The sequence below is a fragment of the Serratia sp. GW822-FHT06E05 genome (assembly GCF_058799445.1).
This window is the reverse complement of the sequence record NZ_JBXALM010000004.1, coordinates 74,289-98,221: the sequence shown is the minus strand read 5'-3', so window position 1 is coordinate 98,221 and position 23,933 is coordinate 74,289. Positions and strand designations below refer to the sequence as shown.

Here is a 23,933-nt window from a genome sequence, read left to right as displayed (position 1 = left end):
CGAAGCGAGACATGGAGGCGCATATGCATCATCCTGAGGTTTATATCGGTACCGTTCAACCCTACGAGGGCGGGCGGCCGAGCGGTATCGCCAAGCGCCTGGTGGACGGTACCATCAAGCTGACGCCCCTCGGCCTGGAAGGCGATGAGCAGGCGGAGAAAAGCTATCACGGCGGGCCAGACCGCGCGCTGTGCCACTATCCCCGAGAACATTACCAACACTGGCGCGAACAGTTCCCGACGCAGGCGGAACAGTTCAGCGCGCCGGCCTTTGGTGAAAACCTTTCCACTCTGGGGCTGACCGAACACAACGTGTTTATGGGCGACATCTTCCGCTGGGGCGACGCGCTGATCCAGGTCACCCAACCGCGCTCTCCCTGCTTCAAGCTCAACTACCATTTTGATATCGACGACATCTCGGTGCTGATGCAACAAAGCGGCCGCTGCGGCTGGCTGTACCGTGTGATCTCCGCCGGTAAAGTCAGCGGCGAGCGCCCGTTGGAACTGGTAACACGCAGCAGCGATATCTCTGTCGCCGAGGCGATTGGCATCGCCTGGCATATGCCGTTTGATGAAGAGCAATATCGCCGTCTGCTGGCGGTGGCCGGGCTGTCCGCCAGCTGGAGTAAAACCATGCTGACGCGTATCAGTGAACACCGTATTGAAGACTTTAATCGCCGCTTGCTGGGCCGCTGAGAAACAGCGGCCGCGAAGGTAAAACGTGGCGCAGAATACTGCGTTAAGCCTTTTTACCGACCTATACTGTGATGCAACACAACCGGCAACCTCTTTCAGGCAGGAGCAAAGTTATGACCTCCCCATCTCATTCGATCCACCATGCCGCAGCCGCTGGCTATCAGGCCAATTCCGATCGCTACGTTAAAGGGCGACCGGATTACCCACCGGAAGTTGCCGCTTGGCTGCGCGACACCCTCGGCCTGCATGCCGGTATGACGGTGATCGATCTCGGGGCCGGCACCGGCAAATTCACGCCCCGCCTGCTGGAAACCGGCGCTCAGGTGATCGCCGTTGAACCGGTGGCGCAGATGTTGGAAAAGCTGTCGATTGCGCTGCCGCAGGTGAAAACATTGGCGGGCACTGCGGAGTCGATCCCGCTGCCGGATGAATCAGTGGACGCCGTGGTCTGCGCACAGTCCTTCCACTGGTTCGCCACGCCGCAGGCGTTGGCCGAGATAAAGCGTATTCTCAAACCCGGCGGCAAGCTTGGCCTGGTGTGGAACATGCGCGATGCGCGCGTAAGTTGGGTGCGTAAGCTGAACCAGATTGTCGACCGTCACGAAGGCGACGCCCCGCGTTTTTACACCGGAGAATGGCGTAAACTTTTCCCGTTCAAAGGGCTGGATGCGCTGCAGGAGCAGGTATTTATGCTCGCCCACCAGGGTGCGGCAGAAGATGTGATTTATAACCGGGTGCGTTCCACCAGCTTTATCGCTGCCTTGCCGCCCCAGCAGCAGGAAGAAGTGATCGATGAGATCCGCCAACTGGTGGCAGAAGAAGAGGAATTGCAGGGCAAAGAAAACCTGACCGTGCCCTATCAGACCAAGGCGTATTTCACCACCAAGCTATGAAAACGGGGCGCCATCGACGGCGCCCCTGGCGATCAGAAAGCTTTTCTGGCGTAGCCGGTGACCACTTTCAGGCCCATTTCACGGCCCAGAGCGGTCATTGGGTGCACCACGATCAGGCCGCGCACGTTTTTCTTCAACGAGCCCATATCCGCCTGTTCTTTCTTGGTGATTTCACGGCTGAACGGCAGTTGGCTCAGCTTTTGCGCTTCTGCGCTCAGCTTTTCAACACGTACGCCTTTCAGGCGCTCGATTTCTGCCGCCAGCTTTTCTTTTTCTTTGGTGTGCTGGGCAATCAGATCGGGATTGCCCTGTTGGATCACCAGGGTGTCTTTGTGGTTCAGTGCGTCCAGCAGGTCGCTAAGGCGCTTAATCTCTGCCTTTTCTATCTCTTTCATGGTTTCTGGCCTGTTGTGCCTGTCGGCACGCTAATCAATGATGCCCACATTGTAGCAAAATGCGCGCGTCGTTACCCGTCTTGCGCAATGCCCGGCGGCAAGCCACTCATCTCGCAGGCTTTAGCCCCCACGCGTGCCAGCGCCTGGCTGTAGCGCGCATTAAACGGATAACAACAGGAGAGCCGCAACGCATTACGATAGCGGCCGCTGGGAGAATACAGCGTGCCAGGCGTCAGGCAGATCTGCTCCTCCAACAGCTGGTGGAACAGCGCTACGCTGTCGACCCCGTCCGGAAACTCCACCCAGAACACAAATCCCCCCGCCGGTTGCGTGGCTCGCGTACCGCGTGGAAAGTGACGTGCAATCAACCCTCGCGCCTCATCCACCTGGGCGGCATAGCGCTTGCGCAGGTTACGCAGATGGTGATCGTAGCCACCGGTTTCCAGGAACATCGCCAGAGTTTCCGACAGCAACTGTGACTCGGACATTGACGACACCGCCTTCAGCTTGCGCAACGCATCGTTGAAACGTCCGCCGCTGATCCAACCGATGCGAAAATCCGGCGCCAACGTCTTGGTAAAGCTGGAACAAAACAGCACCCAACCGTCGCGGTCGAATGATTTCACCGCCGGGGAGAGTGCGCCACCGAACTGGATCTCCGCGTACAACCCGTCCTCAATTAGCGGCACCTGATGATCGTTCATCAGCCGCGCCAGGCGTTTTTTCGCCGCCAGCGGCATGGTGCAACCCAACGGATTTTGCACCGTCGGCATGGCGATCACCGCGTTCAGTCGTTTCTCGTTCAGCAATAGTTCCAGCGCGTCCAATGACAGCCCGTGTTGCGGATCGGTGGGGATTTCCAGCGCTTTCAGCCCCAGACTGGCCAGCAGCGGCAGCAGGTAAAAATAGGTCGGAGATTCCAGCCCGATACAGTCGCCCGGTTTGGTGGTTACCCGCAGCGCCAGTTGCAATGCTTCCATGCAACCGTGCGTCAGCGTGATATCGCCCGGTTCCAGCAGCATACCCAGCGTCATCGAACGACGCGTGATCTGCTGACGCAGCCGCAGGCTACCGGGCGGCAGCGCGTACTGACCGATCAGGTTCGGCTGGCGACGCAGCTGCGATGAAAGCATCCGCCCCAATTTCCCACCGGGGTAAAAATCCGAGGTCTGTGGGCAGGCCAGCGAAAGGTTGGTGAATGCCGGGTTCTGCTGGGCGGCAAACACGGTGTCGATCAAGGCCAGCACATCGTCCGCCGGTGGCTCTATTCGGCTGCTGGTCGGCAAAGCGGCTTTCAACGCCGGCAGAGTGTTGCACACATAAAACCCCGACTGTGGCCGCGCCTCTATCAATCCGCGATCTTCCAGCGTGCGGTAAGCCGCGACCACGGTATTGATGCTGACGCTGTGGGTTTGCGCGCAGCGACGCACCGAGGGTAAACGGCTGCCGGGCAGCAGCGTACCGCGGCGAATGGCTTCCGCCAGCGTATCCGCCAGCTGTTGGTAGCGCGTTTCCGACATTTCATCGAGCAGGGTCACAGTTTGTCTCCAGGCAATGGGTACAGTTTAATATTGGTATAACTGTATCCATAACAATAACTGGTTTTTGGTTCTGTCACCATCTATCAGCAGGTTTTATGCTGGTTCCCTTGCTCCCCCAGCCCTGTGAGGAACCCATTATGCTGGACTCCGCTTTTATCAGTTATGTCACTGTCATGTCGATCACCCCAGGTCCCAACAACCTGCTGCTGGCGTCGTCCGGCGTCAATTTTGGCCTGCGCCGTACTCTGCCGATGGTTTTTGGCATCAGCGTCGGCTGCGCAGTGCAGCTGGCCCTGACCACCACCCTGCTGGCGTTGATTTTGAGCTGGGCCGGTATGATCCGTTTTCCGTTGGCGGTGATCGGTTGTACCTATCTGCTGTGGCTATCCTGGAAGCTGTTCAAAGCGGCATCGCCGGACGGCAAACAGCAGGCGCAGCCAATGCGCTTAATCAACGGGGCGTTGTTCCAGGCGGTCAATCCCAAAGCCTGGCTGATGGCCATTAACGTCGCCATTCTGTTCACCCCGCGGGAAGGCGCCAGCCTCAGTCATACGTTGATGATTATCGCTGCCTTTACCGCGCTGAACATTCCCTGCGTCTTGGTCTGGGCGGTGTTGGGCGATCGCCTGCGTGATGCGCTGCGAGTGACCTGGAAACTGCGGTTGTTTAACGGCGTGATGGCGGGATTGATGGCAGCCACGGCACTGTGGCTGCTGTTCGACGAGTGGCGCGCGGCCTTTGCCTAACTGCGGCCGAGAGGAGAGAGCCGGGACGGTTGTTTGGCGCCGATACCGGCTATCAAATCGGTGACGGAAAGCACCATAGTGGAACGCAACACCTGTTGATAGCGCTGGCGCTGCATGGCGATCAGCGACTCTTCCGCTTCGCCGGGCTGCAGGAAAGTCGGCACCGGCGGCAACGCGGTCACGCAGTGCAACTCGCCGAACGGCCCGAGGATTTCATCATCGACAAAGCGGTATTCTGTGCCGTCGTGATTCAACTCTTCGCGCATCGCCATCAGCAACTCGGCATCTTCGTATTCGTGGCGGGAGATCACTCCCAGCCCGTACATCAGCTTCAGGCGCACCGACAACTCCCCCAGCGGACCGGCACCGGACAATAGCGGTTCGACGGCATACTTCACCGCATAATCGTCCTTGCGAAACACCTGCACCACCAGTACGTTGAGCGCTTCCGCCAGCAGCTCTACCGCCGCTATCAGGAAACTGCGCACCGTCTTGCCTGCGTTCAGCCTTTCCAGAACCTTATTTTCAAATGCCTGTGCTTCTTCCATCGTCGCTTTTCGAATGGCGTGGGAGGGGTATGCTGTATCGGCCACTAATTTAATACCATAGGCGTTATTGTCGCAGCCAGTTTGCGGGCGGACAGCGCGCAGAATCCGGAGCGTACACGTAGTACGTGAGGAATTCGAGCACTGCCCAACCATAAAATGGCAAGTAAAATAGCCTATTGGCGCTGCATGGCGTTATACACAGCAATGGCCTGTTCTACAACCTCGCTTTCCGCCGGCAGGCCGGAAATTTGCGCCAGCGCCGCTTTTGGCCCCAGTTCAGCCAGCAGTTCCACCAGCTCTTTAGCCTGCGGATCCTGCTCGCTGCGGTAGCTCATGGCGGCGGCGATGCCCTGAATCAGGTTCGCGTGCGGCAGGCCGTATTCCAAAGTGCCCAACAGGGGTTTGATCAGACGATCGCCCGCGCTCAGCTTGCGCAGCGGTTGGCGCCCCACACGCTCAACGTCGTCGTGCAGATACGGGTTCTCAAAGCGACTGAGGATTTTGTCGATATAAGCGGCATGCTTGGCGGCGTCAAAGCCATAACGTTTGATCAATACCGCTCCGCTCTCCTCCATCGCCCCTTTCACCACGCGGCGGATCGCCGGGTCCAGAATGGCATCGCGAATGGTCTGCAGACCGGCCTGCTGGCCAAGATAAGCGGTGATGGCATGACCGGTATTGAGCGTGAACAGTTTGCGTTCGACAAACGCCATCAGGTTATCGGTCAGCTCCATGCCGGCGATCGCCGGTGGCTGGCCCTTGAACTGGGTCTGGTCGACAATCCACTCGCTGAAGGTTTCCACCGTCACTTCCAGCGGATCGCTGCTGCCCGCTTCCGCAGGCGGCACAATGCGGTCAACCGCCGAGTCAACAAAGCCGACATGCTGCTCGACCCACGCCTGCTCGTCCTGCGGCAATGCATCGAACACATGTTGTTTTAACTGGCTGGTGCCGCGCACCATGTTTTCGCAGGCAATGATGTTCAGCGGTTGGTTGTTGCCCTGTTGATGACGCTTGATCAGCCCTTTGGCAATAGTACCGGCAATTTTACCCAGGATCTGCGGGCCCACGGCGGTCGTCACGATATCCGCTTCGGCGATCAGCGCTACCGCCTCTTCACTGCCGCTGTTCACTGCACTGACGTTGTTGACCGGCTCGACCCGCTCCTGCTCGCCGACCACGTGAACCTGGTAGCTTTTACGGCTGTTCAACAGATCCAACACCGTTTGGTTAACATCGGCAAAAGTCAGTTCGGCCTGCGCGTCCGCCAGCAGCTTGCCGATAAAACCACGCCCAATATTTCCCGCACCGAAATGTAATGCTTTCATATTCCTACCTTTCTAATGTCGAAGGGTGCAGCAAGCTGCACCCCTTAAAATGATTCTGTTATCCGGCTTTTTTGCCGCTAAGCAGGTCCAGCACTTCCTGTACGCTGGTGGTATTCGCCAGCCGCTCGATGACGCCGTCGTCGTCAAGAGCATTGGTCAGGCTGGTGATCACCTGGATATGTTCGTTGTTGCGTGCGGCGATACCGATAACCAGTCGTGCCACCTCGTCCTCTTCATCGCCAAAGCGCACGCCTTGCGGGTACTGGCAGAACACCACGCCGGTGCGCAACACCCGGTCCTTGGCTTCGATGGTGCCGTGCGGCACGGCGATTGACTCGCCCAGGTAGGTTGAGGTGAGTTTTTCACGCTCCAGCATCGCCGCGACGTATTCCGGCTCAACGTAGCCCCCTTTGACCAACTGCTCGCCGGCGAAGCGGATCGCCTGCTCCTTGTCGCTGGCCTGCAGGTTAAGGAACACGTTGCTTTCGCTCAGTTTGAACAGGTTTTGCTCGGTGGCCTCAAAGCTGTCGTCCAGCGTGCTGATGACTTTCTGCTGGTTATCGGTGGTTTTATTGGCCGCCACCAGGCGCTCGGTCAGATCGTTGTACAGCTTGCTGTCGAGGAAATTGGTCAGCGAGATGTGCTGTGCCTGCGGCGCATGACGCATCGCGCGCTCAGTCAGGTCACGGTGAGTGATCACCAGATCCACATCATCCGGCAGGTTGTTGATGGCACTGTTGGTCACGGAGATATTTTTCAGTCCGGCGTCCGCCACTTTTTTGCGCAGTACCCCGGCCCCCATGGCGCTGGAACCCATGCCCGCATCGCAGGCAACGATGATTTTACGCACCGTGGTCAGGTCACCATCCACCGCAGCATGAGCCGCAGCAGCGCCTTTAGACTGGGATTTCATCGCCTGTACGCGGCGAGTGGCCTCTTCCAGGTCATCCTCTTCTTTGGCTTTCGAAGTTTTCAGCAGGAACCCGGCAACCACAAAGGACACCACGAACGCTGCGGCTATCGCCGCCAGGTTGGCGAAGTAAGCGCCCTTAGGAGTCATCGCCAATACCGCCAGAATCGAACCCGGAGAAGCCGGAGACACCAGACCGCCGTTCAGCAGGGTCAGTGTGAACACGCCGGTCATACCGCCCAGGATCACCGCCAGCAGCAGGCGTGGATTCATCAGCACGTACGGGAAGTAAATTTCGTGGATACCACCGAAGAAGTGGATGATCGCGGCACCGCCGGCAGACTGCTTGGCACTGCCGCGGCCAAAGAACATGTAGGCCATCAGCACGCCCATACCCGGGCCTGGGTTGGCTTCAATCAGGAAGAAGATGGATTTACCGGTTTCGGTCGCCTGCTGAATGCCCAACGGCGAGAAGATACCGTGGTTGATGGCGTTGTTCAGGAACAGGATTTTCGCCGGCTCCACGAAGATTGACGCCAGCGGCAGCAGGTTGTTGGTCACCATGATGTTCACGCCGGTCGCCAGGATATGTGACAACCCTTCAACCAGCGGGCCAATGGCCAAAAATGCCAGAATAGCCAGCAGCATACCGATAATGCCGGCGGAGAAGTTGTTCACCAACATCTCAAAGCCGCTTTTGATTTTGCCGTCTACCCAGCGGTCAAAATGCTTGATGGCCCAGCCGCCCAGCGGACCGGCAATCATGGCGCCGAGGAACATCGGCATATCGGCCCCGACAATCACGCCCATGGTGGTGATAGCGCCCACCACCCCACCGCGATCGCCTCCCACCAGACGGCCACCGGTAAAACCGATCAGCAGCGGCAGCAGGTAAGTGATCATTGGGCCAACCAGTTTGGCTAAGGTTTCGTTCGGCAGCCAACCGGTAGGAATGAATAACGCGGTGATGATACCCCAGGCGATAAAGGCGCCAATGTTAGGCATCACCATGTTGCTTAAGAAGCGGCCAAAGTTTTGAACTTTGACTTTGATGTCTGGTGAAAACATAAAACACACCCCTATTGTTACGCGCTGACAATAAGAGCGCGTGATTATTGTTGTTACGATCCAGCCGTGTTGTTGCTGTATGCGAAATGGACTCTATCACGCAGTTTTTACCGTGCGAACTTCACGGAATTTTTGTGACAAACATCACACTAACACCCCCATTATCGGGGCACTTATAGTGATCATGATCACAGTTACTCAGTGTAAAAAAGCCACAACGAGAACAAAATTCGCCTAAAACCCAATTAAATGTGATTTGAGTCACATTTAATTGATGCGCGTTTGTTTTTAAATTGTGATGGTGATCACAATCTATTTTTCAGTGGCTACCGAATCCTGGCTTGAAGAAGGTCTTCCCTGTGAGCATTCATCCCGTCGGGAAATAGCGGTGCGATGAATGAAAGAAAACTACATGTCGGAAATAGATGATTAATTGAAGTGTAGTACAGATGCGTGGTGCAAGAAGTGAGCAAGCCGTTGGAAAGTCAGAAGGGAATGGCAGAAGCCGGACTGCCGGCTTCTGCGTTTGGAGATTACTGAGTAACGCTGGAGACGATTTTCTGTGCGTTAAGTAAATCCTGCTGCTTGGCCACCAGATTCGACATCATGGTGTTGTACTGCGTTGCCTGCTGGGAAGTACGGAACTGCACGCCGTTATTATTAAAGGCCACCTGATTGCCCTGGGCACGCAGGAAATCCCCCACCTGAACCAGATCCTGAACGAAGCTGGCCGTGGTCGGAATCACCGGCATCAGCGCATTGGCCGGCCCGGTAACAATCTTGTCGTACGCCTGGTTATACACGGCTTTCAGATCGTCAGGTTGCTTCAGCGCTGTCCGGGCAGTATCCGCCTGCGACTTGGCTGACTGGATTTGCTGCCCCAGCAGGTTCAGCGCCCCAACGGACTGTTGCAGCGTATCGCGCTTGCTCATGTAGTCCTGTGCGGTGCGGATCTGGTTAATCTGATCCAACGCCGGCGTCAGGCTGGCATCCAGTGATTTGGACAGTTGCTGAGAAAAACCGACCAGGATGGCGTAATCACCGGCATAGTTGCCGAACTTCTGTTTCTGATCTTCGCTCAGCGTCGGGATTTTCGCGCCGCTGCGCATCACCGTATTCTGGATGTAATCAATAAACGCCTTGCGTTGTTCCGGCTCTTTATCGCCGCAGGCAGTCAATTGCATGACCACCAACAATGCCAATACCGGGGCCAACCAACGCGCGAAAACTCTGCTCTTGATCCCTACCGCCATGTGACATAACTCCTGTTATAAACCTGCTTTTTCATCGGACTCCGTCCCTTTTGCTGCACTCCTTGCGCCTATAAGAATAGATCAACTGAATGCGATCCGATACGCGATTCACCTTTTGGTGGTTATTCTTGGGCGAAAGGCCAACATGCAAGGTGCTATACGCGCTGGCAAGGGGCTACTGTACCGACTCAGGGGCATGATACACTTTTGTATCATTTATCACCGGGCCAAGCTGCGCATGTCATCCTATCAGCCACCGTTGACCATCAGCTCACGCATGCTGCATCTGGTAACCGATGTTGGCGATCGGCTTGCGCGTTTAAAAATGCAGGCTGAGCAAGAACATGCCTTACGGCTACGCCGCATCAACCGCATCCGTACCATTCAGGGTTCTTTGGCTATCGAAGGCAATACTTTAAGTGAAGGGCAGATCACCGCCATCATCGAAGGTAAACGTATCATTGCGCCACCTCGCGATATTCAGGAGGCGCTTAATGCTATTCGTTGCTATGGAAACTTGAACAACTGGCGTCCCATGCAGGAGGAGGATTTACTCGCTGCACACCGGCTGCTAATGGCTGGCCTATTGCCAGATGCCGGACATTACCGCCATGGCGGTGTCGGGGTGATGAACGGTAAAACCGTCATTCATATGGCGCCACCTGCGGAAAGGGTTTGCCCGTTAATTCGGCAACTGCTGCTCTGGTTAAAAGAGACCGACCTACCGCCGCTGATCGCAAGCTGTGTATTTCATTACGAATTTGAGTTTATCCACCCTTTCGCCGATGGTAACGGACGAATGGGCAGACTGTGGCAAACGCTGATCCTGTCACGTTGGGAGCCCTTGTTTGCCAACGTGCCGGTTGAAAGCCTGGTACATGACAATCAGTCCGGTTATTACCAGGCGCTGAACACCAGTAACCAACAGAGTGACTGCGCTCCCTTTGTCGAATTTATGCTGGGCATGATCTTGCGAGCGTTAGAACATAGCCTTACCCCCCAAGTCACCCCCCAAGTCGCCGAACTATTGGCGATACTGAAAGACGAGATGTCACGCAAGGAAATTCAGCATGCGCTGCAACTGCAGGATCGAAAATCTTTCAGTGAGCGTTATTTACATCCTGCGCTAAACGCGCGGCTAATTGAAATGACCCTGCCCGAAAAACCCAACAGTCGCCTGCAAAAATACCGACTAACCGCTCAAGGTGTTTCGCTGTACCTACGGCAATAAAAAAGGCGCCCTAAGGCGCCTTTTCACGACAGAACCGCTTATTGCAGTACGGAGATATCCGCGACCTGCAGGAACAGCTCACGCAACTTGCTCAGCAACGTCAGACGGTTTACACGCACCGCTTCGTCATCGGCCATCACCATCACGTTGTCGAAGAACGCATCGACCGGCTCACGCAGCTCCGCCAATTCCACCAGCGCATCCTGGTAGCGGCCTTCAGCAAAGAAAGGCTCCAGCTTATCGCGCAGCACCACCAGGTGGGTCGCCAGTTGGATCTCAGCCGCCTCTTTCAACACCGAAGCGTGAACGCGATCGTTCAGCGTATCGGTAGATTTGGCCAGGATGTTGGAGACGCGCTTGTTGGCCGCCGCCAGCGTCGTAGCCGCTTCCAGCGTACGGAAGTGAGTGACCGCCTTAACGCGTGCGTCGAAGTCCGCAGGCTTGGTCGGACGACGTGCCAGCACCGCTTGAATGGTGTCGACGGCGTGACCTTCTTCCTGATACCAGGCGCGGAAACGGCCCAGCATGAATTCGACAACTTCGTCGACGACCTTGGCGTTGGTCAGCTTGCTGCCGTACAGGCGCACGGCCTCTTCGGTCAGGGTCTGCAGATCCAGCGGCAGGTTTTTCTCAACGATGATGCGCAGCACGCCCAGCGCGGCACGGCGCAGTGCGAACGGGTCTTTATCACCTTTCGGATGTTGCCCAATGCCGAAGATACCGGCCAGGGTGTCCATCTTGTCGGCGATCGCCAGCGAACAGGCCACCAGCGATTCCGGCAGCGCATCGCCGGCAAAACGCGGCTGATACTGCTCGTTCAGCGCAACGGCAACGTCTTCCGCTTCGCCGTCATGACGCGCATAGTGCATGCCCATCACGCCCTGAGTGTCGGTGAATTCGAAGACCATATTGGTCATCAGATCGCACTTCGACAGCAGGCCCGCGCGGGTGGCATGGTTAACGTCGGCACCAATTTGGCCGGCAACCCAGCCCGCCAGCGCCTGGATGCGATCGGTCTTGTCGCGCAAGGTTCCCAATTGCTGTTGGAACAGCACGGTTTCCAGACGCGGCAGATTGTCTTCCAGGCGTTTTTTACGGTCGGTATTGAAGAAGAACTCGGCATCGGCCAGACGCGGGCGCACCACCTTCTCGTTACCGGAGATGATTTGCTGCGGATCTTTGGATTCGATATTAGCCACGAAGATAAAGTTCGGCATCAGGTTGCCCGCGGCGTCATACACCGGGAAATACTTCTGATCGCCCTTCATGGTGTAGACCAGCGCTTCCGCCGGCACCGCCAGGAATTTCTCTTCGAATTTGGCCGTCAGTACCACCGGCCATTCCACCAGCGAGGCCACTTCTTCCAACAGGCTTTCGCTCAGATCGGCCTTGCCGCCAAGCTGCTGCGCTGCCAGCTCCGCATCGCGCTTGATCAGCGCCTTGCGGGTTTCATAATCGGCCACCACTTTACCGCGTTCCAGCAGGATCTGCGGATATTGGTCAGCGTTGTCGAGGGTGAGTTCGGCTTCACCCATAAAGCGGTGACCGCGAATAGTGCGGCCAGAATCGATGCCCAACACGGTGCCCGGGATCAGTTCTTCACCCAGCAACAGGGTCACGGTGTGTACCGGACGCACGAACTGCACGTCAGAATTACCCCAACGCATCAGTTTCGGGATCGGCAGCTTGGCCAACGAATTGCTGACCATGCCCGCCAGCAGCGCTTGCGCAGGCTGGCCTTTAACATGGGCGCGATACAGCAGCCATTCACCTTTATCGGTCACCAGGCGTTCAGCCTGATCGACGGTGATGCCACAACCGCGTGCCCAACCTTCGGCCGCTTTGCTTGGCTTGCCTTCGGCGTCAAACGCCTGGGCAATGGCCGGGCCGCGCTTTTCGACTTCGCGATCGGCCTGCGCAGCGCGCAAGTCGGCCACTTTCAGCGCCAGACGGCGCGGTGCGGCAAACCAGCTCACTTCGCCATGTTCGAGATTGGCACTGTCGAGCTCGGCGGTAAAATTCGCGGCAAAGGATTCTGCCAGTGAACGAAGAGCCTTCGGCGGCAGCTCTTCCGTGCCGATTTCCACCAGGAAAGTCTGTTGAGTCATGGCTGCCTCTTAGTTCTCGTTCTTTTTGCACATTGGGAAGCCCAGCGCTTCGCGGGAAGCATAGTAGGCCTCGGCAACGGCTTTGGTCAGCGTGCGGATACGCAGAATATAACGCTGACGCTCGGTCACCGAGATCGCCTTGCGCGCATCCAGCAGGTTGAAGGTGTGGCCGGCCTTCAGAATACGTTCGTAAGCCGGCAGCGGCAGCGGTTTCTCCAGCGCCAGCAGCGATTGGGCTTCTTTCTCGTACTGCTCAAAGCAGGAGAACAGGAAGTCCACATCGGCGTATTCGAAGTTATAAGTGGACTGCTCCACTTCGTTCTGGTGGAACACGTCGCCATAGGTGGTCACACCCAGCGGGCCGTTGCTCCACACCAGATCGTATACGCTGTCCACGCCCTGGATATACATCGCCAGACGTTCCAGACCGTAGGTGATCTCGCCGGTGACCGGTTTGCACTCCAGGCCGCCAACCTGCTGGAAGTAAGTGAACTGCGTTACTTCCATGCCGTTGAGCCAAACTTCCCAGCCCAGGCCCCAGGCGCCGAGCGTCGGGTTTTCCCAGTTATCTTCCACGAAGCGGATGTCGTGAATGGTCGGATCCAGACCCAGCTCTTTCAGCGAGCCCAGGTACAGTTCCTGAATGTTGTCCGGCGATGGCTTAATCACCACCTGGAACTGATAGTAGTGTTGCAAACGGTTCGGGTTTTCACCGTAGCGGCCGTCAGTCGGACGGCGGGACGGCTGCACGTAGGCGGTAGCCATTGGCTCCGGCCCCAGCGCGCGCAGGCACGTCATCGGGTGAGAGGTTCCCGCGCCGACTTCCATGTCCAGTGGTTGAACGATGGTGCAGCCTTGGCGCGCCCAATAGTCCTGCAGTGTCAGGATCAGGCCCTGAAAGGTCTTGGTATCAAACTTTTGCATGTTGAATTCGCACGCGATACAAGTGGATTTAAATGGGATGGGCCAGTATACCCGTTGACCGTAAGATATACAGCCAGAATCCCGCAACAAGTGTGAATCATCAAAGAAGCGCGGTCTTTTCGCGCACTAAAACGGGGCAAATGCCCCTCTGTAGCGCCGTTTCAGCGTCATAATCCCCCCAATTCCCCGGCCAGAAGGCGTCACTCAGGCTGGCACCAACCTTGCTAGCGTCCTGATATCCCCCTTTCAGGAGATTCGCTGATGACAACCGCCTTAACCGACAGCCGCTATCGCTACCGCATTTTCGCCATGGTGTTCTTCATTGCACTGATCAACTACGTCGATCGCGGCGCACTGTCCTTCGCCGCCAACGATATCTCCCATGAATTCAACTTCAACAAGGCGCAGCTGGGCGCCGTGCTGGGCTATTTTGGCTTTGGCTATTTGTTCGGTTCGCTGTGCGGCGGTTTTCTGGCCGACCGTATCGGCACCAAAAAAGTCTGGCTGATCGCCGGGGCGCTGTGGTCGCTGCTGGAGATTGCGACCGCCTGGGCCGGCGAGCTGGGCGTGGCGCTGTTCGGCGGTTCCGCCATTATGGGGTTTGCCGCACTGCGGATCATGTTCGGCTTTGCCGAAGGTCCGGCCTACGCGCTGATGAATAAAACCATCGCCAACTGGGCGCCGCGCAAAGAGCGTGGCTTTTCGCTGGGTATCGGGTTGCTGAGCACCCAGGTGGGTTCGCTGCTGACCGCGCCGCTGGCCGTGGGGTTACTGCTATTGACCGATGACTGGCGCAGCATGTTCATGCTGCTGGGCCTGTTTTCGCTGATCGCCATTTTGCTGTTTGCCCGTTTCTTCACCGACACGCCGCAGGAGCATCCTGAAGTCAACGCCGCCGAATTGGCCATCATCAGCGCCGATCAGGAAGCCGATAACGCACAAGCACCTCTGCCATGGTGGGCGTTTTTCACCAACCGCACGCTGGTGTTTAACGCGCTGGGTTACTTCTCATTCCTTTACGTCACCTTTGTATTGGTGACCTGGGGCCCCAAATACCTGCAGGATACTTTTAACTACGATCTGCATTCGCTGTGGTACGTCGCGATGATCCCGTGGAGCGGTGCCTGCTTCACCGTGCTGCTCGGCGGCCACATCGCCGATGCGCTGTTGAAACGCTTTGGCAACCTGCGGCTGGCGCGCAACCTGTTTGCGGCAGTCACCTTGTTGCTGACCGCCACCTGCTTCGTCTTGATCCCCTTTATGAGCACGCCGACCGAAATCATTTTGTTGATGACGCTGGGCAATGCGCTGAATGCGCTGGTCAATAACGTGTATTGGTCGGTGGTGATAGACGTCACGCCGAAGGCTTCGGTGGGGGCTTACAGCGGCATGACGCTGGCGATCGCCAATATTGCCTCGATCACCGCGCCGATGCTGAGTGGTTGGCTGGCACAGCATCACGGCTATGGCGCCATGTTCTTCGCCACCGCCGTGGTGTCTTTCTGCAGCATGCTGTGCATGACGCTGCTACAGCCGGAAAAAAAGATTATGGCAGATATCACGCTGCCCAACCGCCCAGGTATGCAGCAAACGGCCCCCTAAGCGATCGGGCATCGGCACTCAAAAACGGGCGCTGACCCCGACGTTATACATAAACTGTTCGCCACTGCTCAGGCCGCCGGTCTGAGAAACGGTGGCGAAAGCCGCCACCTGATCGGTCAACGGCATATTCGCCCCCAGCGTCACATCCACCCAGTTTTTATCCTGGCTGGCGCTGTCGCGAGTGAACGAAGTCTGCGTGGACTTCAGGCCACCGCCGGCACGGTAAACGTCATCACCAAACTGATGCTGATAGCTCACCTCGGCATAGGGATTAAACAGGCCGAACTTGCTGTCCAACCGCCAACCTAACGCACCGATCTGCGAATGGTAGGTCTGATCGTTAAAGCGCATGGCGGTGCTGTCATTGCCGTCTTCGCTGTAACCGGAGACGTTGCTGTAATCCCAGGCAAACTGTGCCATCGGTCCGGTGGTCAGGTAAGAGGTGACGGGGAAGTCGTAACCGGCGGTGATCCGCGCCCCCCACTGCTTGCCGTCGGTGCTGCCGGTTTCGGTACGGGTTAACGCCCCAAGCTGCATGCTGCGGCGAATATCATCGTAATTCATCGTCGCATAGTGCAGATCGGCATTCACCCAACCGTTTTCAAACAGCTCAAGGGCGGTAAAAGCGGAAAATAGCAGGCCACGCGCTTTGTAGTCGTAGCGGCTGGAGGGCTGTTGATCGTCATTGGAGCCGGAAATCAGCGCGCCGATCAGCCAGCCGTCGGTCAACTGGTAATCCACCCCTACCGTCAGATTATGAGTAGTGGCATTGCCGTCGCCCGCCGCCAGATTGGAAGAATAATCATAGTGCTGCCCGGCATAGCCTCCGAACACGCCCAGCGATCCTTGCGGGTTTTCGCCACTGCGCAACTGTTGAAAACGGCTGTCGAGGGTAGCACGGCTGTCACGCGCCATGGCCGCCGTCGCCTGATTCAGCGCCACCACCTGCGCAGGACCGTCGAGCACCGCCTGAATGTAATCGGCAATCAACAGATGCGCCTGCGGGCTGGGGTGGAAATGGTCGGCGAACAGGTAGGCCTGGCTGCTATCAAAACCCGGCATGGTAGAACGGCACACCGCAGAGGAGACGCCCGGCGGACAGGCCATGCCTGCGGTATTGGTGAAGCCAAACTGCGCCGGGTTGGCAATCGCCTCGCCAAACAGTTTGTTCACGTCAACCCGGACGATGTTCCCGCCCCCCTGCGCCAGCAGGTGGTCTTCGCTTTGGTTATAGAAATCGGTCAGTTGTGCCGCCTGCGCGCTGAGGCTGTCATAAGCGGCTATCAGCTGTGCGGCAATCGCCTGCTGCACCTGGGGGATCGCGCTGCCCTGCGCCGCTGCCGCCGTCAGGGCCTGGTGGATAGCCTCGGTACGCGAAGCGTTATCCGGCGTGGCCAGCGAATTCAGGGTGGCGTAGGCCGCCTGAACCGCTGCGTTTTGCACCGGCGTCAACGCCTGCTGGATGATCAGCTCCATCAACTGCGGCGTGGAACCAATATTCGGCACCGTCGGCACGATCACCGTACCGGCACCGGCATTCAGCAATGAATGAACCTGCGCGGCCGCCGCCGCTGCGCTGTTGTAGGCTACGCCCGGCGCGGTCGTCGGGTTTAATGCCGCCGCCGCCAGGTCGTTGCCGCCAATCCAGTGTATATACAGGCCATCGCCGTCAGCCCGTCCATTGACCTGACCGAGGTAGCTCTGCACCTGATCCTGCGTATTGTCCGCCGGGTTGAGCGCCGGCACCGCCACGCCCCCGCCGGCGGCGTAGTTATTGCCGCCATCGTCCGAAGCCACTAACGCCGCGCCGATGCGTTGCGCCAGTACTTCGTCGTATAACAGATGTTTATTGCTGTCATAGGTAAAGCGGCCATTGTTACCGGTATCGCTCAGACTGTCGCCGAAGACGTAGAGTTGGTCATAAGCCAGCACCGGGGTCGTCATACTGCATAATATCGCCACTGCAAGCACCGCCGGGCGGGGCAGACAGGTTATTTTAAGAGGCATGAATAGACTCCTGAGAGCCAGCAAATGAAGGAAAATACGTTTTTATCATTGGCCTTTTTACCTGCCGGCCATCTAGTAAATATTGCTGGCTTTTCCCCCACGTCAAGCCAACTGATGATAAAACAATCAGGGGCTTGCCAAGTGCACCACTTCAGGTAATGATTACTGTAAATAAACACAGCACAAGGACAGTCAGTATGGCCAATGAACGTTGCGGTTGGGTGACGGCGGATCCGTTATATCTCGAGTATCACGACAAGGAATGGGGCGCACCAACCACCGATGCGCGCGAGCTGTTTGAAATGCTATGCCTTGAAGGCCAGCAGGCCGGGCTGTCCTGGATCACCGTGCTGAAAAAGCGTGAGAATTACCGGCGCGCCTTCCACAATTTTGATCCGCTGCGCGTGGCCGCTATCGATGAACAAGAGATAGCCGCGCTGTTGCAAGACAGCGGCATTATCCGCCACCGGGGCAAAATTGAAGCCATCATCGCCAATGCCAAAGCCTATCTGGCCATGGAAGCGGCCGGGGAAGATTTTGTCACTTTTATCTGGTCATTTGTCGACGGCGAACCGCAGCTCAACAGTTGGCAGCAACTGAACCAGGTGCCGGCGAAAACCGAACGCTCGGACGCGATGTCCAAGGCACTGAAAAAACGCGGCTTCAAATTTATCGGCTCCACCACCTGTTACGCCTTTATGCAGGCCAGCGGGTTGGTGAACGATCATCTCACAGGATGCCTCTGCTACCCAAAGCCGCAGTGATCCGCCCCTGCCACCCGGCAGATATGGAGCGGTTAATGGCCTTGTGGTTGCCGAGCACCATTGCTGCGCACCCGTTCGTCAAGGAAAGCTACTGGCAAGAAAGCGCGACGCTGGTGCGGGAAAACTATCTGCCGCGAGCGCAAAGCTGGGCCTATTGGCATCAAGGGGAAATCGTCGGGTTTATCAGCGTGTTGGATCAACGCTTTATTGGCGCACTGTTCGTTGAACAGGCCTTTCACGGCCATGGCGTAGGACAGGCGCTGATGGCGCACGTACAACAGCGCTATCCCCAGCTAAGCCTGGAGGTGTATGAGCAAAACCTGCGCGCCTGCGCGTTCTACCACAAGCTGGGTTTTCAGGTGACGCAGCGTCTGTTTAACGAAGAAACTCAGGCCTATACCTTAATCATGAACTGGCCGTCCGCAGTTTAAATCTTGTCACTTCCGGCTAAAAAAGGCGCATCCCGCACCGGGATGCGTTCAATTCAGAATGCGCTGCATGGTATTCCCTCGCTTTTTGCCGGATAACAGGCTCAAGCCCGTTATCCGCTTATATTTTGTCACGTTTTTTTCCGGAACTGCCGGAAAGTATCCGCGTCATAGTAGCGCCTCGGCACGTCTTGGCATGCCGACAACGGTTTTTTAGCGCCCCAAAATTGGATTGGCGCACCCAGATTCTGATGCCACAAAGGAAAAAAGATGAAAAAACGCATTGCGATTATTGCCGGCGCGGTGAGCGTGGCGCTCACGCTGTCAGCCTGTACCACCAACCCGTACACCGGGGAATCCGAAGCCGGTAAATCCGGTATTGGCGCAGGCCTGGGCGCCGCGCTGGGTGCCGGCGTTGGCGTGCTGTCCTCGTCGAAAAAAGACCGCGGCAAAGGCGCACTGATCGGCGCAGCGGCCGGTGCAGCATTGGGCGGCGGTGCCGGCTATTACATGGACGTGCAGGAAGCCAAGCTGCGCGACAAAATGAAAGGCACCGGCGTCAGCGTTACCCGTCAGGGCGACAATATCGTGCTGAACATGCCGAACAATGTCACCTTTGACAGCAGCAGCGCCACCCTGAAACCGGCGGGTGCCAACACCCTGACCGGCGTTGCCATGGTACTGAAGGAATACCCGAAAACGGCGGTTAACGTGGTCGGCTACACCGACAGCACCGGCTCCCGTTCACTGAACATGACCCTGTCGCAGCAACGTGCCGACGGCGTGGGCAGCGCGTTAATCACCCAGGGCGTGGCGGCTAACCGCATTCGCACCACCGGGGCAGGCCCGGATAATCCGATCGCCTCCAACAGCACGGCAGAAGGCAAGGCGCAAAACCGTCGCGTCGAGATCACCCTCAGCCCGCTGCAATAATCCCGAGCGGGGCACAATGCCCCGCCATTTTTATCCTGTCGATCCCCTTCCCGTACCCCATTCAACATTCCCGGCTATACATTCTGTGTGATAGTCTCCTTGGCAATTAACCTCAGGGGAGATCGGTTGTGAGCAGTGTTAAGGCAATACGCGCCTCGGGGCGGGCCACCATCAGCGATGTGGCGAAAACCGCCAAGACCGGTAAAACCAGCGTATCGCGCTACTTGAATGGTGAGCAGCACCTGCTTTCTGACGATCTCAAACAGCGCATCGAGCAGGCTATCCTCCAGCTCGACTACCGTCCAAGCCAGATGGCGCGGAGCCTGAAAGGCGGACAGACGCGGCTGATTGGCCTGATCATCGCCGATATAACCAACCCCTATTCGGTGGACGTGATGCGCGGCATCGAAGCCGCCTGCCGTCAGCACGGCTTTACCCTGCTGGTGTGTAACACCAACAACGAAGTCAATCAGGAACAGCACTACCTGCAACTGCTCAGCAGCTACCGGGTAGAGGGCATTGTGGTCAACGCCGTTGGTATGCGCGAAGAGGCGTTATCGACGCTGCAACAATCCATGCTGCCGATGGTACTGATCGACCGAAAAATTCATGATTTCGCCTGCGATGTCGTGGGCCTCAACAACCACGAGGCCGCAACGACCGCCACGGAACACCTGCTGCAACAAGGTTTCGAAGCCATTTTGTTTCTCAGCGAGCCCATTGGCACGGTCAATACCCGCCTGGAGCGGCTGCACGCGTTTAACCAAACCATGGCGCAACATGCCGGTCTGTTGGCCGAACAGGCCGAAGTTCCGCTGAACGACGTCAAGCTGCTGGAAGGGGTGCTCGGCGACTTCAATACTCGCCATCGCGGCATGCGCAAAGCGGTGATTTCCGCCAACGGTGCCCTGACCCTGCAGGTAGCGCGCGCCATGCGTCGACTGGGTATCCAATGGGGCAGCGATATCGGCCTGCTGGGCTTTGACGAACTGGAATGGGCCGAACTGGCCGGCGTAGGCATCACCACGCTGAAACAGCCGACCTATCAAATGGGCCACGCCGCGCTAGAGCAACTGGTGCAACGCATTCAGGGTCTGGATACCCCCATCAGCGAGCAGATGTTCCCCGGTGAACTGATCGTGCGCGGCTCCACCACCCGATAATCCCCCCTTCTTTCCCGCTCAGGGCGCGACATACGGCGCCCCAGCCACATCCTCCTCAGACTATTTTTTGCTCATGTTCGTGATTGCGATCATATTTTTACACTCTGTCGCTTTCGCCTGGAACCGGTACCATTTAACGTGTGGTTAACAGCAGCGGTGGGATAACGCCACCTCAGGAGCAAAAAATGACAAGAGAAATTATCGTGGTGAGCGGTGCCTACGGCACCGATACCGTCCAACAGCTCGGCGGCCAGACCGCATTATTGCCGATCATTGCCGATGCCGGCGCCGACGGTGTAGAGATCCGCCGCGAACTGTTTTCTGCCCAGGAGCTGGAAAACCTGCCGGCACTGGCTCAGGCCATCGAACAACAGCAGCTGTTTGCCGTTTACTCTGCGCCTGAGGCTCTGTTCACTCCACAACATACGCTCAACCCGAACCTGCCGGCACTGCTGGCGGAAGCCCAAACGCTGAACGCGCGTCAGTTGAAACTCTCGCTTGGGCATTACCAGCCGGGCTTCGACTTTACCGAACTGAAAGTGGCACTGGAGCAACATCCGGTCAGCCTGGTGGTCGAGAACGATCAAACGCCTGACTGCGGGATTTTGTCGCTGCTCAACGCCTTTTTCCACGCCGCAGAAGATAACCGTCTGCCGGTCAGCATGACGTTCGACATGGCCAACTGGCACTGGGTGGGGCAAGACGCCTTCGCCGCCGCCGATCGCCTGGCCCGCCACGTCAGCTACGTTCACGTTAAAGCCGCAACTCATAGCCTGAAAGGCTGGCGTGCCGTGGCGCTGGATGACAGCGACGGCAAATGGCGCGATCTGCTGACTCGCCTGCCGCTGGACGCACCACGCGGCATTGAATTCCCACTGCAAGGTGACAGTCTGGAAGACGTGACCCGCTACTACGTTAACCTTTTGCGCGCGGAGTAAACATCATGACAACGCTGACTACCGCGCATCGCGCGCAACTGGACGTCGTCACTCTGGGTGAAGCCATGGCGATGTTCGTGGCAACCCAAACCGGCGATCTGGCGGAAGTGGACAACTTCACCAAACGCATTGCCGGCGCCGAGCTGAACGTCGCAATCGGCCTGGCTCGCCTGGGGCTGAACGTCGGCTGGGTCAGCCGCGTCGGCAACGACACTTTCGGCCGCTTCACCCTGCAGCAGTTGAAAAAAGAAGGCATCAACGCCCAGCAAGTGACGGTGGATGCTAATTATCCGACCGGCTTTCAGATCAAATCTAAAACCTCCGATGGTACCGATCCCAGTGTGGAGTATTTCCGCAAAGGCTCGGCGGCCAGCCACCTGTCGGTCGACGACTTCAACCGCGATTACTTTGGTTCCGCACGCCACCTGCACCTGAGCGGCGTGGCGGCAGCGCTGTCCGGTCAATCGCTGGCGCTGTGCAACCACGCGGCGCGCGAGATGCGGGCGATGGGCAAAACCATTTCATTTGACCCCAATCTGCGCCCGGTGTTGTGGTCCAGCCAACAGGTGATGATCGAGCAGCTGAACAAGCTGGCGTTTGCCGCCGACTGGGTGCTGCCGGGGCTGAAAGAAGGGCAAATTCTTACCGGCCAGTCGACACCGGAAGGGATTGCCGATTTTTATCTGGAGCGCGGCGTACAGGCGGTGATCATTAAAACCGGCCCGGACGGCGCCTGGTTTAAAACCGCAGCGGGCGATCAGGCGGCGGTAGCCGCAATCAAAGTCAGCAATGTGGTGGATACCGTAGGTGCAGGAGACGGCTTTGCCGTCGGGACCATCAGCGCCCTGCTGGAAGGCAAAACGCTGAAACAGGCGGTGCAACGCGGCAATAAAATCGGCTCGCTGGCCATTCAGGCCATCGGTGACAGCGAAGGGTTGCCGACCCGCGCGGCACTGGCTGAATAAATATAACAAAACAATATCAGTTAATAGCCTTCTCCGAACGGCTGATGTCTCTGGCCCTACAACCAGATCCGCCGGGAGAGCACCACGACACCACTGAAGGAATCTGAACATGACCAAAGCGACTATCGCGGCTAAACGCTGGTGGTACATCATGCCCATCGTGTTTATCACCTACAGCCTGGCCTATCTCGACCGAGCCAACTTCAGCTTTGCCTCGGCGGCTGGCATCAATGACGATCTGGGCATCACCAAAGGCATGTCATCGCTGCTGGGCGCGCTGTTTTTCCTCGGCTATTTCTTTTTCCAAATCCCGGGGGCGATCTATGCCGAACGCCGCAGCGTTAAAAAACTGATTTTCTGGTGCCTGATCCTGTGGGGCGCCTGCGCCTCGCTGACCGGCATGGTCAGCAATATCCCGATGCTGGCGGCCATCCGTTTTATCCTCGGCGTGGTGGAGGCCGCGGTGATGCCGGCAATGCTGATTTACATCAGCAACTGGTTCACCAAGTCCGAACGTTCGCGTGCCAATACCTTCCTGATCCTCGGTAACCCCGTCACCGTGCTGTGGATGTCGGTGGTTTCCGGCTACCTGATCCATGCCTACGGCTGGCGTGAAATGTTCATCTTTGAAGGCATTCCGGCGGTGATCTGGGCCTTCTGTTGGTGGGTGCTGGTCAAAGACAAACCGGCGCAGGCCAAATGGTTGAGCGATGACGAAAAGCTGGCCCTGCAGCAGCAGTTGGAAGAAGAGCAGAAAGGCATCAAAGCGGTGCGTAACTACAGCGAAGCCTTCCGCTCACGCAACGTGATCCTGCTTTGCGTCCAGTACTTCGCCTGGAGCATTGGCGTGTATGGCTTCGTGCTGTGGTTGCCTTCTATCCTGCGCAGCGGCATGGAAATGGGCATGGTGGAGGCCGGCTGGCTGTCGGCAGTGCCTTACCTGGCGGCGACCATCGCCATGATCCTGGTGTCCTGGGCTTCGGACAAAATGCAAAACCGTAAGCTGTTCGTCTGGCCACTGCTGCTGATTGGCGCGCTGGCGTTCTTTGGTTCTTATGCCGTAGGCGCCAACCACTTCTGGATCTCTTATGCCCTGCTGGTGATTGCCGGTGCGGCAATGTACGCCCCTTACGGGCCGTTCTTCGCCATCATTCCCGAGATGCTGCCGAAAAACGTCGCCGGCGGTGCCATGGCATTGATCAACAGCATGGGTGCGCTGGGTTCCTTCTTCGGTTCCTGGTTCGTCGGTTACCTCAACGGCGCAACCGGCAGCCCGGCAGCTTCGTATATGTTTATGGCCATTGCGCTGCTGGTGGCCGTGGTGGTGACGCTGATCGTCAAGCCCGCTCGCAACGAGGCTCACCCACAACTGGCTTAGTCTCGTTATAATTTATTTTCTGTTGAATATACCCAATGGATTTCAGGCTGCAGCCAGGCGACAAACGAACTTCCCCCAGACGCTGACTTAAGTAAGTCACTGGGGGAAGTTCGAG

Annotated in this window: 21 protein-coding genes; 12 read left to right on the top strand and 9 right to left on the bottom strand. The window is 57.4% G+C overall.

Features of this window, described 5'->3' with window-relative positions:
- Positions 1 to 23 precede the first annotated feature (23 nt).
- Together yiiM and AC1RKC_RS12520 are read left to right on the top strand one after the other, a co-directional pair.
- Positions 24 to 695 carry a 6-hydroxyaminopurine reductase gene (gene yiiM / locus AC1RKC_RS12525; protein WP_142816170.1) on the top strand — a complete coding sequence of 224 codons (672 nt, stop codon included), beginning with the start codon at positions 24 to 26 and terminating at the stop codon, positions 693 to 695.
- A 113-nt stretch (positions 696 to 808) separates the two neighbouring features.
- The gene (locus tag AC1RKC_RS12520) at positions 809 to 1,588 is read left to right on the top strand and encodes a methyltransferase domain-containing protein (protein WP_020824673.1); all 780 of its coding nucleotides are present in this window, start codon (positions 809 to 811) and stop codon (positions 1,586 to 1,588) included.
- Between the two features lie 32 nt (positions 1,589 to 1,620).
- On the opposite strand, the gene AC1RKC_RS12515 is transcribed toward AC1RKC_RS12520, so the two are convergent.
- Together AC1RKC_RS12515 and AC1RKC_RS12510 are read right to left on the bottom strand one after the other, a co-directional pair.
- A complete protein-coding gene (locus AC1RKC_RS12515) occupies positions 1,621 to 1,983 on the bottom strand; it encodes a YibL family ribosome-associated protein (RefSeq protein ID WP_020824672.1) in 363 nt (120 codons plus the stop codon).
- 71 nt (positions 1,984 to 2,054) lie between these two features.
- Positions 2,055 to 3,521 carry an aminotransferase-like domain-containing protein gene (locus AC1RKC_RS12510; protein ID WP_493092592.1) on the bottom strand — a complete coding sequence of 489 codons (1,467 nt, stop codon included), beginning with the start codon at positions 3,519 to 3,521 and terminating at the stop codon, positions 2,055 to 2,057.
- A 140-nt stretch (positions 3,522 to 3,661) separates the two neighbouring features.
- Between AC1RKC_RS12510 and AC1RKC_RS12505 the strand changes: the two genes are divergently transcribed.
- Positions 3,662 to 4,270, top strand: a complete 609-nt coding sequence (locus AC1RKC_RS12505; protein ID WP_020824670.1) for a LysE family translocator — start codon at positions 3,662 to 3,664, stop codon at positions 4,268 to 4,270.
- On the opposite strand, the gene AC1RKC_RS12500 is transcribed toward AC1RKC_RS12505, so the two are convergent.
- The 4 genes from AC1RKC_RS12500 to AC1RKC_RS12485 all read right to left on the bottom strand — a co-directional run bounded on the left by AC1RKC_RS12500 (position 4,267) and on the right by AC1RKC_RS12485 (position 9,377).
- Positions 4,267 to 4,818: an MltR family transcriptional regulator gene (locus AC1RKC_RS12500; protein ID WP_020824669.1), complete on the bottom strand. Its 552-nt coding sequence runs from the start codon at positions 4,816 to 4,818 to the stop codon at positions 4,267 to 4,269. The genes AC1RKC_RS12505 and AC1RKC_RS12500 overlap by 4 nt on opposite strands.
- Positions 4,819 to 4,991: 173 nt before the next feature.
- Entirely contained in the window at positions 4,992 to 6,146 is a 1,155-nt protein-coding gene (locus AC1RKC_RS12495) for a mannitol-1-phosphate 5-dehydrogenase (RefSeq protein WP_020824668.1), read from the bottom strand.
- Positions 6,147 to 6,204: 58 nt separating this feature from the next.
- On the bottom strand, positions 6,205 to 8,124 hold the full coding sequence (locus tag AC1RKC_RS12490; RefSeq protein WP_261136423.1) for a PTS mannitol transporter subunit IICBA: 1,920 nt from the start codon (positions 8,122 to 8,124) through the stop codon (positions 6,205 to 6,207).
- Between the two features lie 533 nt (positions 8,125 to 8,657).
- Positions 8,658 to 9,377, bottom strand: coding sequence for a DUF3053 domain-containing protein (locus tag AC1RKC_RS12485; RefSeq protein ID WP_020824666.1), 720 nt, complete (start codon positions 9,375 to 9,377; stop codon positions 8,658 to 8,660).
- A 277-nt stretch (positions 9,378 to 9,654) separates the two neighbouring features.
- Here AC1RKC_RS12485 and AC1RKC_RS12480 point away from each other — a divergent pair, with 277 nt between their 5' ends.
- On the top strand, positions 9,655 to 10,608 hold the full coding sequence (locus AC1RKC_RS12480; RefSeq protein WP_401661535.1) for a Fic family protein: 954 nt from the start codon (positions 9,655 to 9,657) through the stop codon (positions 10,606 to 10,608).
- Between the two features lie 38 nt (positions 10,609 to 10,646).
- Here the strand turns inward: AC1RKC_RS12480 and glyS are convergent, their stop codons facing one another.
- Positions 10,647 to 12,716 carry a glycine--tRNA ligase subunit beta gene (gene glyS / locus AC1RKC_RS12475; RefSeq protein ID WP_020824664.1) on the bottom strand — a complete coding sequence of 690 codons (2,070 nt, stop codon included), beginning with the start codon at positions 12,714 to 12,716 and terminating at the stop codon, positions 10,647 to 10,649.
- Positions 12,717 to 12,725: 9 nt separating this feature from the next.
- A complete protein-coding gene (glyQ, locus tag AC1RKC_RS12470; protein WP_020824663.1) occupies positions 12,726 to 13,640 on the bottom strand; it encodes a glycine--tRNA ligase subunit alpha in 915 nt (304 codons plus the stop codon).
- A gap of 261 nt (positions 13,641 to 13,901) precedes the next feature.
- Here glyQ and AC1RKC_RS12465 point away from each other — a divergent pair, with 261 nt between their 5' ends.
- Positions 13,902 to 15,242, top strand: a complete 1,341-nt coding sequence (locus AC1RKC_RS12465; RefSeq protein WP_493092593.1) for an MFS transporter — start codon at positions 13,902 to 13,904, stop codon at positions 15,240 to 15,242.
- An 18-nt stretch (positions 15,243 to 15,260) separates the two neighbouring features.
- Here AC1RKC_RS12465 and AC1RKC_RS12460 read toward each other — a convergent pair whose 3' ends face one another.
- Positions 15,261 to 17,249, bottom strand: coding sequence for an autotransporter outer membrane beta-barrel domain-containing protein (locus AC1RKC_RS12460; RefSeq protein ID WP_198639907.1), 1,989 nt, complete (start codon positions 17,247 to 17,249; stop codon positions 15,261 to 15,263).
- A gap of 197 nt (positions 17,250 to 17,446) precedes the next feature.
- Here AC1RKC_RS12460 and AC1RKC_RS12455 point away from each other — a divergent pair, with 197 nt between their 5' ends.
- From AC1RKC_RS12455 to AC1RKC_RS12425, 7 genes are all read left to right on the top strand, one after another.
- A complete protein-coding gene (locus tag AC1RKC_RS12455) occupies positions 17,447 to 18,013 on the top strand; it encodes a DNA-3-methyladenine glycosylase I (RefSeq protein WP_020824660.1) in 567 nt (188 codons plus the stop codon).
- Positions 18,010 to 18,444 (top strand): N-acetyltransferase, encoded by a 435-nt coding sequence (locus AC1RKC_RS12450; RefSeq protein ID WP_170868541.1) that lies wholly within the window; start codon positions 18,010 to 18,012, stop codon positions 18,442 to 18,444. The genes AC1RKC_RS12455 and AC1RKC_RS12450 overlap by 4 nt, the downstream gene beginning before the upstream one ends.
- 267 nt (positions 18,445 to 18,711) lie before the next feature.
- Complete coding sequence (locus AC1RKC_RS12445) at positions 18,712 to 19,374, top strand: OmpA family lipoprotein (RefSeq protein ID WP_020824658.1); 663 nt, start codon at positions 18,712 to 18,714, stop codon at positions 19,372 to 19,374.
- A gap of 128 nt (positions 19,375 to 19,502) precedes the next feature.
- Entirely contained in the window at positions 19,503 to 20,537 is a 1,035-nt protein-coding gene (locus AC1RKC_RS12440; protein ID WP_020824657.1) for a LacI family DNA-binding transcriptional regulator, read from the top strand.
- A gap of 185 nt (positions 20,538 to 20,722) precedes the next feature.
- The gene (locus AC1RKC_RS12435) at positions 20,723 to 21,475 is read left to right on the top strand and encodes a sugar phosphate isomerase/epimerase family protein (protein ID WP_261136417.1); all 753 of its coding nucleotides are present in this window, start codon (positions 20,723 to 20,725) and stop codon (positions 21,473 to 21,475) included.
- Positions 21,476 to 21,480: 5 nt separating this feature from the next.
- The gene (locus AC1RKC_RS12430) at positions 21,481 to 22,440 is read left to right on the top strand and encodes a sugar kinase (protein WP_046374822.1); all 960 of its coding nucleotides are present in this window, start codon (positions 21,481 to 21,483) and stop codon (positions 22,438 to 22,440) included.
- Between the two features lie 109 nt (positions 22,441 to 22,549).
- Complete coding sequence (locus tag AC1RKC_RS12425; RefSeq protein WP_020824654.1) at positions 22,550 to 23,818, top strand: MFS transporter; 1,269 nt, start codon at positions 22,550 to 22,552, stop codon at positions 23,816 to 23,818.
- Positions 23,819 to 23,933 lie beyond the last annotated feature (115 nt).

Excerpts from the sequence above, each read along its gene's own strand:
- AC1RKC_RS12495 (WP_020824668.1), bottom strand. The coding sequence starts at position 6,146 with ATGAAAGCATTACATTTCGGTGCGGGAAATATTGGGCGTGGTTTTATC.
- yiiM (WP_142816170.1), top strand. The coding sequence starts at position 24 with ATGCATCATCCTGAGGTTTATATCGGTACCGTTCAACCCTACGAGGGC.
- AC1RKC_RS12445 (WP_020824658.1), top strand. The coding sequence starts at position 18,712 with ATGAAAAAACGCATTGCGATTATTGCCGGCGCGGTGAGCGTGGCGCTC.
- AC1RKC_RS12505 (WP_020824670.1), top strand. The coding sequence starts at position 3,662 with ATGCTGGACTCCGCTTTTATCAGTTATGTCACTGTCATGTCGATCACC.
- AC1RKC_RS12435 (WP_261136417.1), top strand. The coding sequence starts at position 20,723 with ATGACAAGAGAAATTATCGTGGTGAGCGGTGCCTACGGCACCGATACC.
- AC1RKC_RS12460 (WP_198639907.1), bottom strand. The coding sequence starts at position 17,249 with ATGCCTCTTAAAATAACCTGTCTGCCCCGCCCGGCGGTGCTTGCAGTG.
- AC1RKC_RS12465 (WP_493092593.1), top strand. The coding sequence starts at position 13,902 with ATGACAACCGCCTTAACCGACAGCCGCTATCGCTACCGCATTTTCGCC.
- AC1RKC_RS12490 (WP_261136423.1), bottom strand. The coding sequence starts at position 8,124 with ATGTTTTCACCAGACATCAAAGTCAAAGTTCAAAACTTTGGCCGCTTC.
- glyS (WP_020824664.1), bottom strand. The coding sequence starts at position 12,716 with ATGACTCAACAGACTTTCCTGGTGGAAATCGGCACGGAAGAGCTGCCG.
- AC1RKC_RS12480 (WP_401661535.1), top strand. The coding sequence starts at position 9,655 with ATGCTGCATCTGGTAACCGATGTTGGCGATCGGCTTGCGCGTTTAAAA.
- AC1RKC_RS12485 (WP_020824666.1), bottom strand. The coding sequence starts at position 9,377 with ATGGCGGTAGGGATCAAGAGCAGAGTTTTCGCGCGTTGGTTGGCCCCG.
- AC1RKC_RS12500 (WP_020824669.1), bottom strand. The coding sequence starts at position 4,818 with ATGGAAGAAGCACAGGCATTTGAAAATAAGGTTCTGGAAAGGCTGAAC.
- AC1RKC_RS12455 (WP_020824660.1), top strand. The coding sequence starts at position 17,447 with ATGGCCAATGAACGTTGCGGTTGGGTGACGGCGGATCCGTTATATCTC.
- glyQ (WP_020824663.1), bottom strand. The coding sequence starts at position 13,640 with ATGCAAAAGTTTGATACCAAGACCTTTCAGGGCCTGATCCTGACACTG.
- AC1RKC_RS12430 (WP_046374822.1), top strand. The coding sequence starts at position 21,481 with ATGACAACGCTGACTACCGCGCATCGCGCGCAACTGGACGTCGTCACT.
- AC1RKC_RS12515 (WP_020824672.1), bottom strand. The coding sequence starts at position 1,983 with ATGAAAGAGATAGAAAAGGCAGAGATTAAGCGCCTTAGCGACCTGCTG.
- AC1RKC_RS12425 (WP_020824654.1), top strand. The coding sequence starts at position 22,550 with ATGACCAAAGCGACTATCGCGGCTAAACGCTGGTGGTACATCATGCCC.
- AC1RKC_RS12520 (WP_020824673.1), top strand. The coding sequence starts at position 809 with ATGACCTCCCCATCTCATTCGATCCACCATGCCGCAGCCGCTGGCTAT.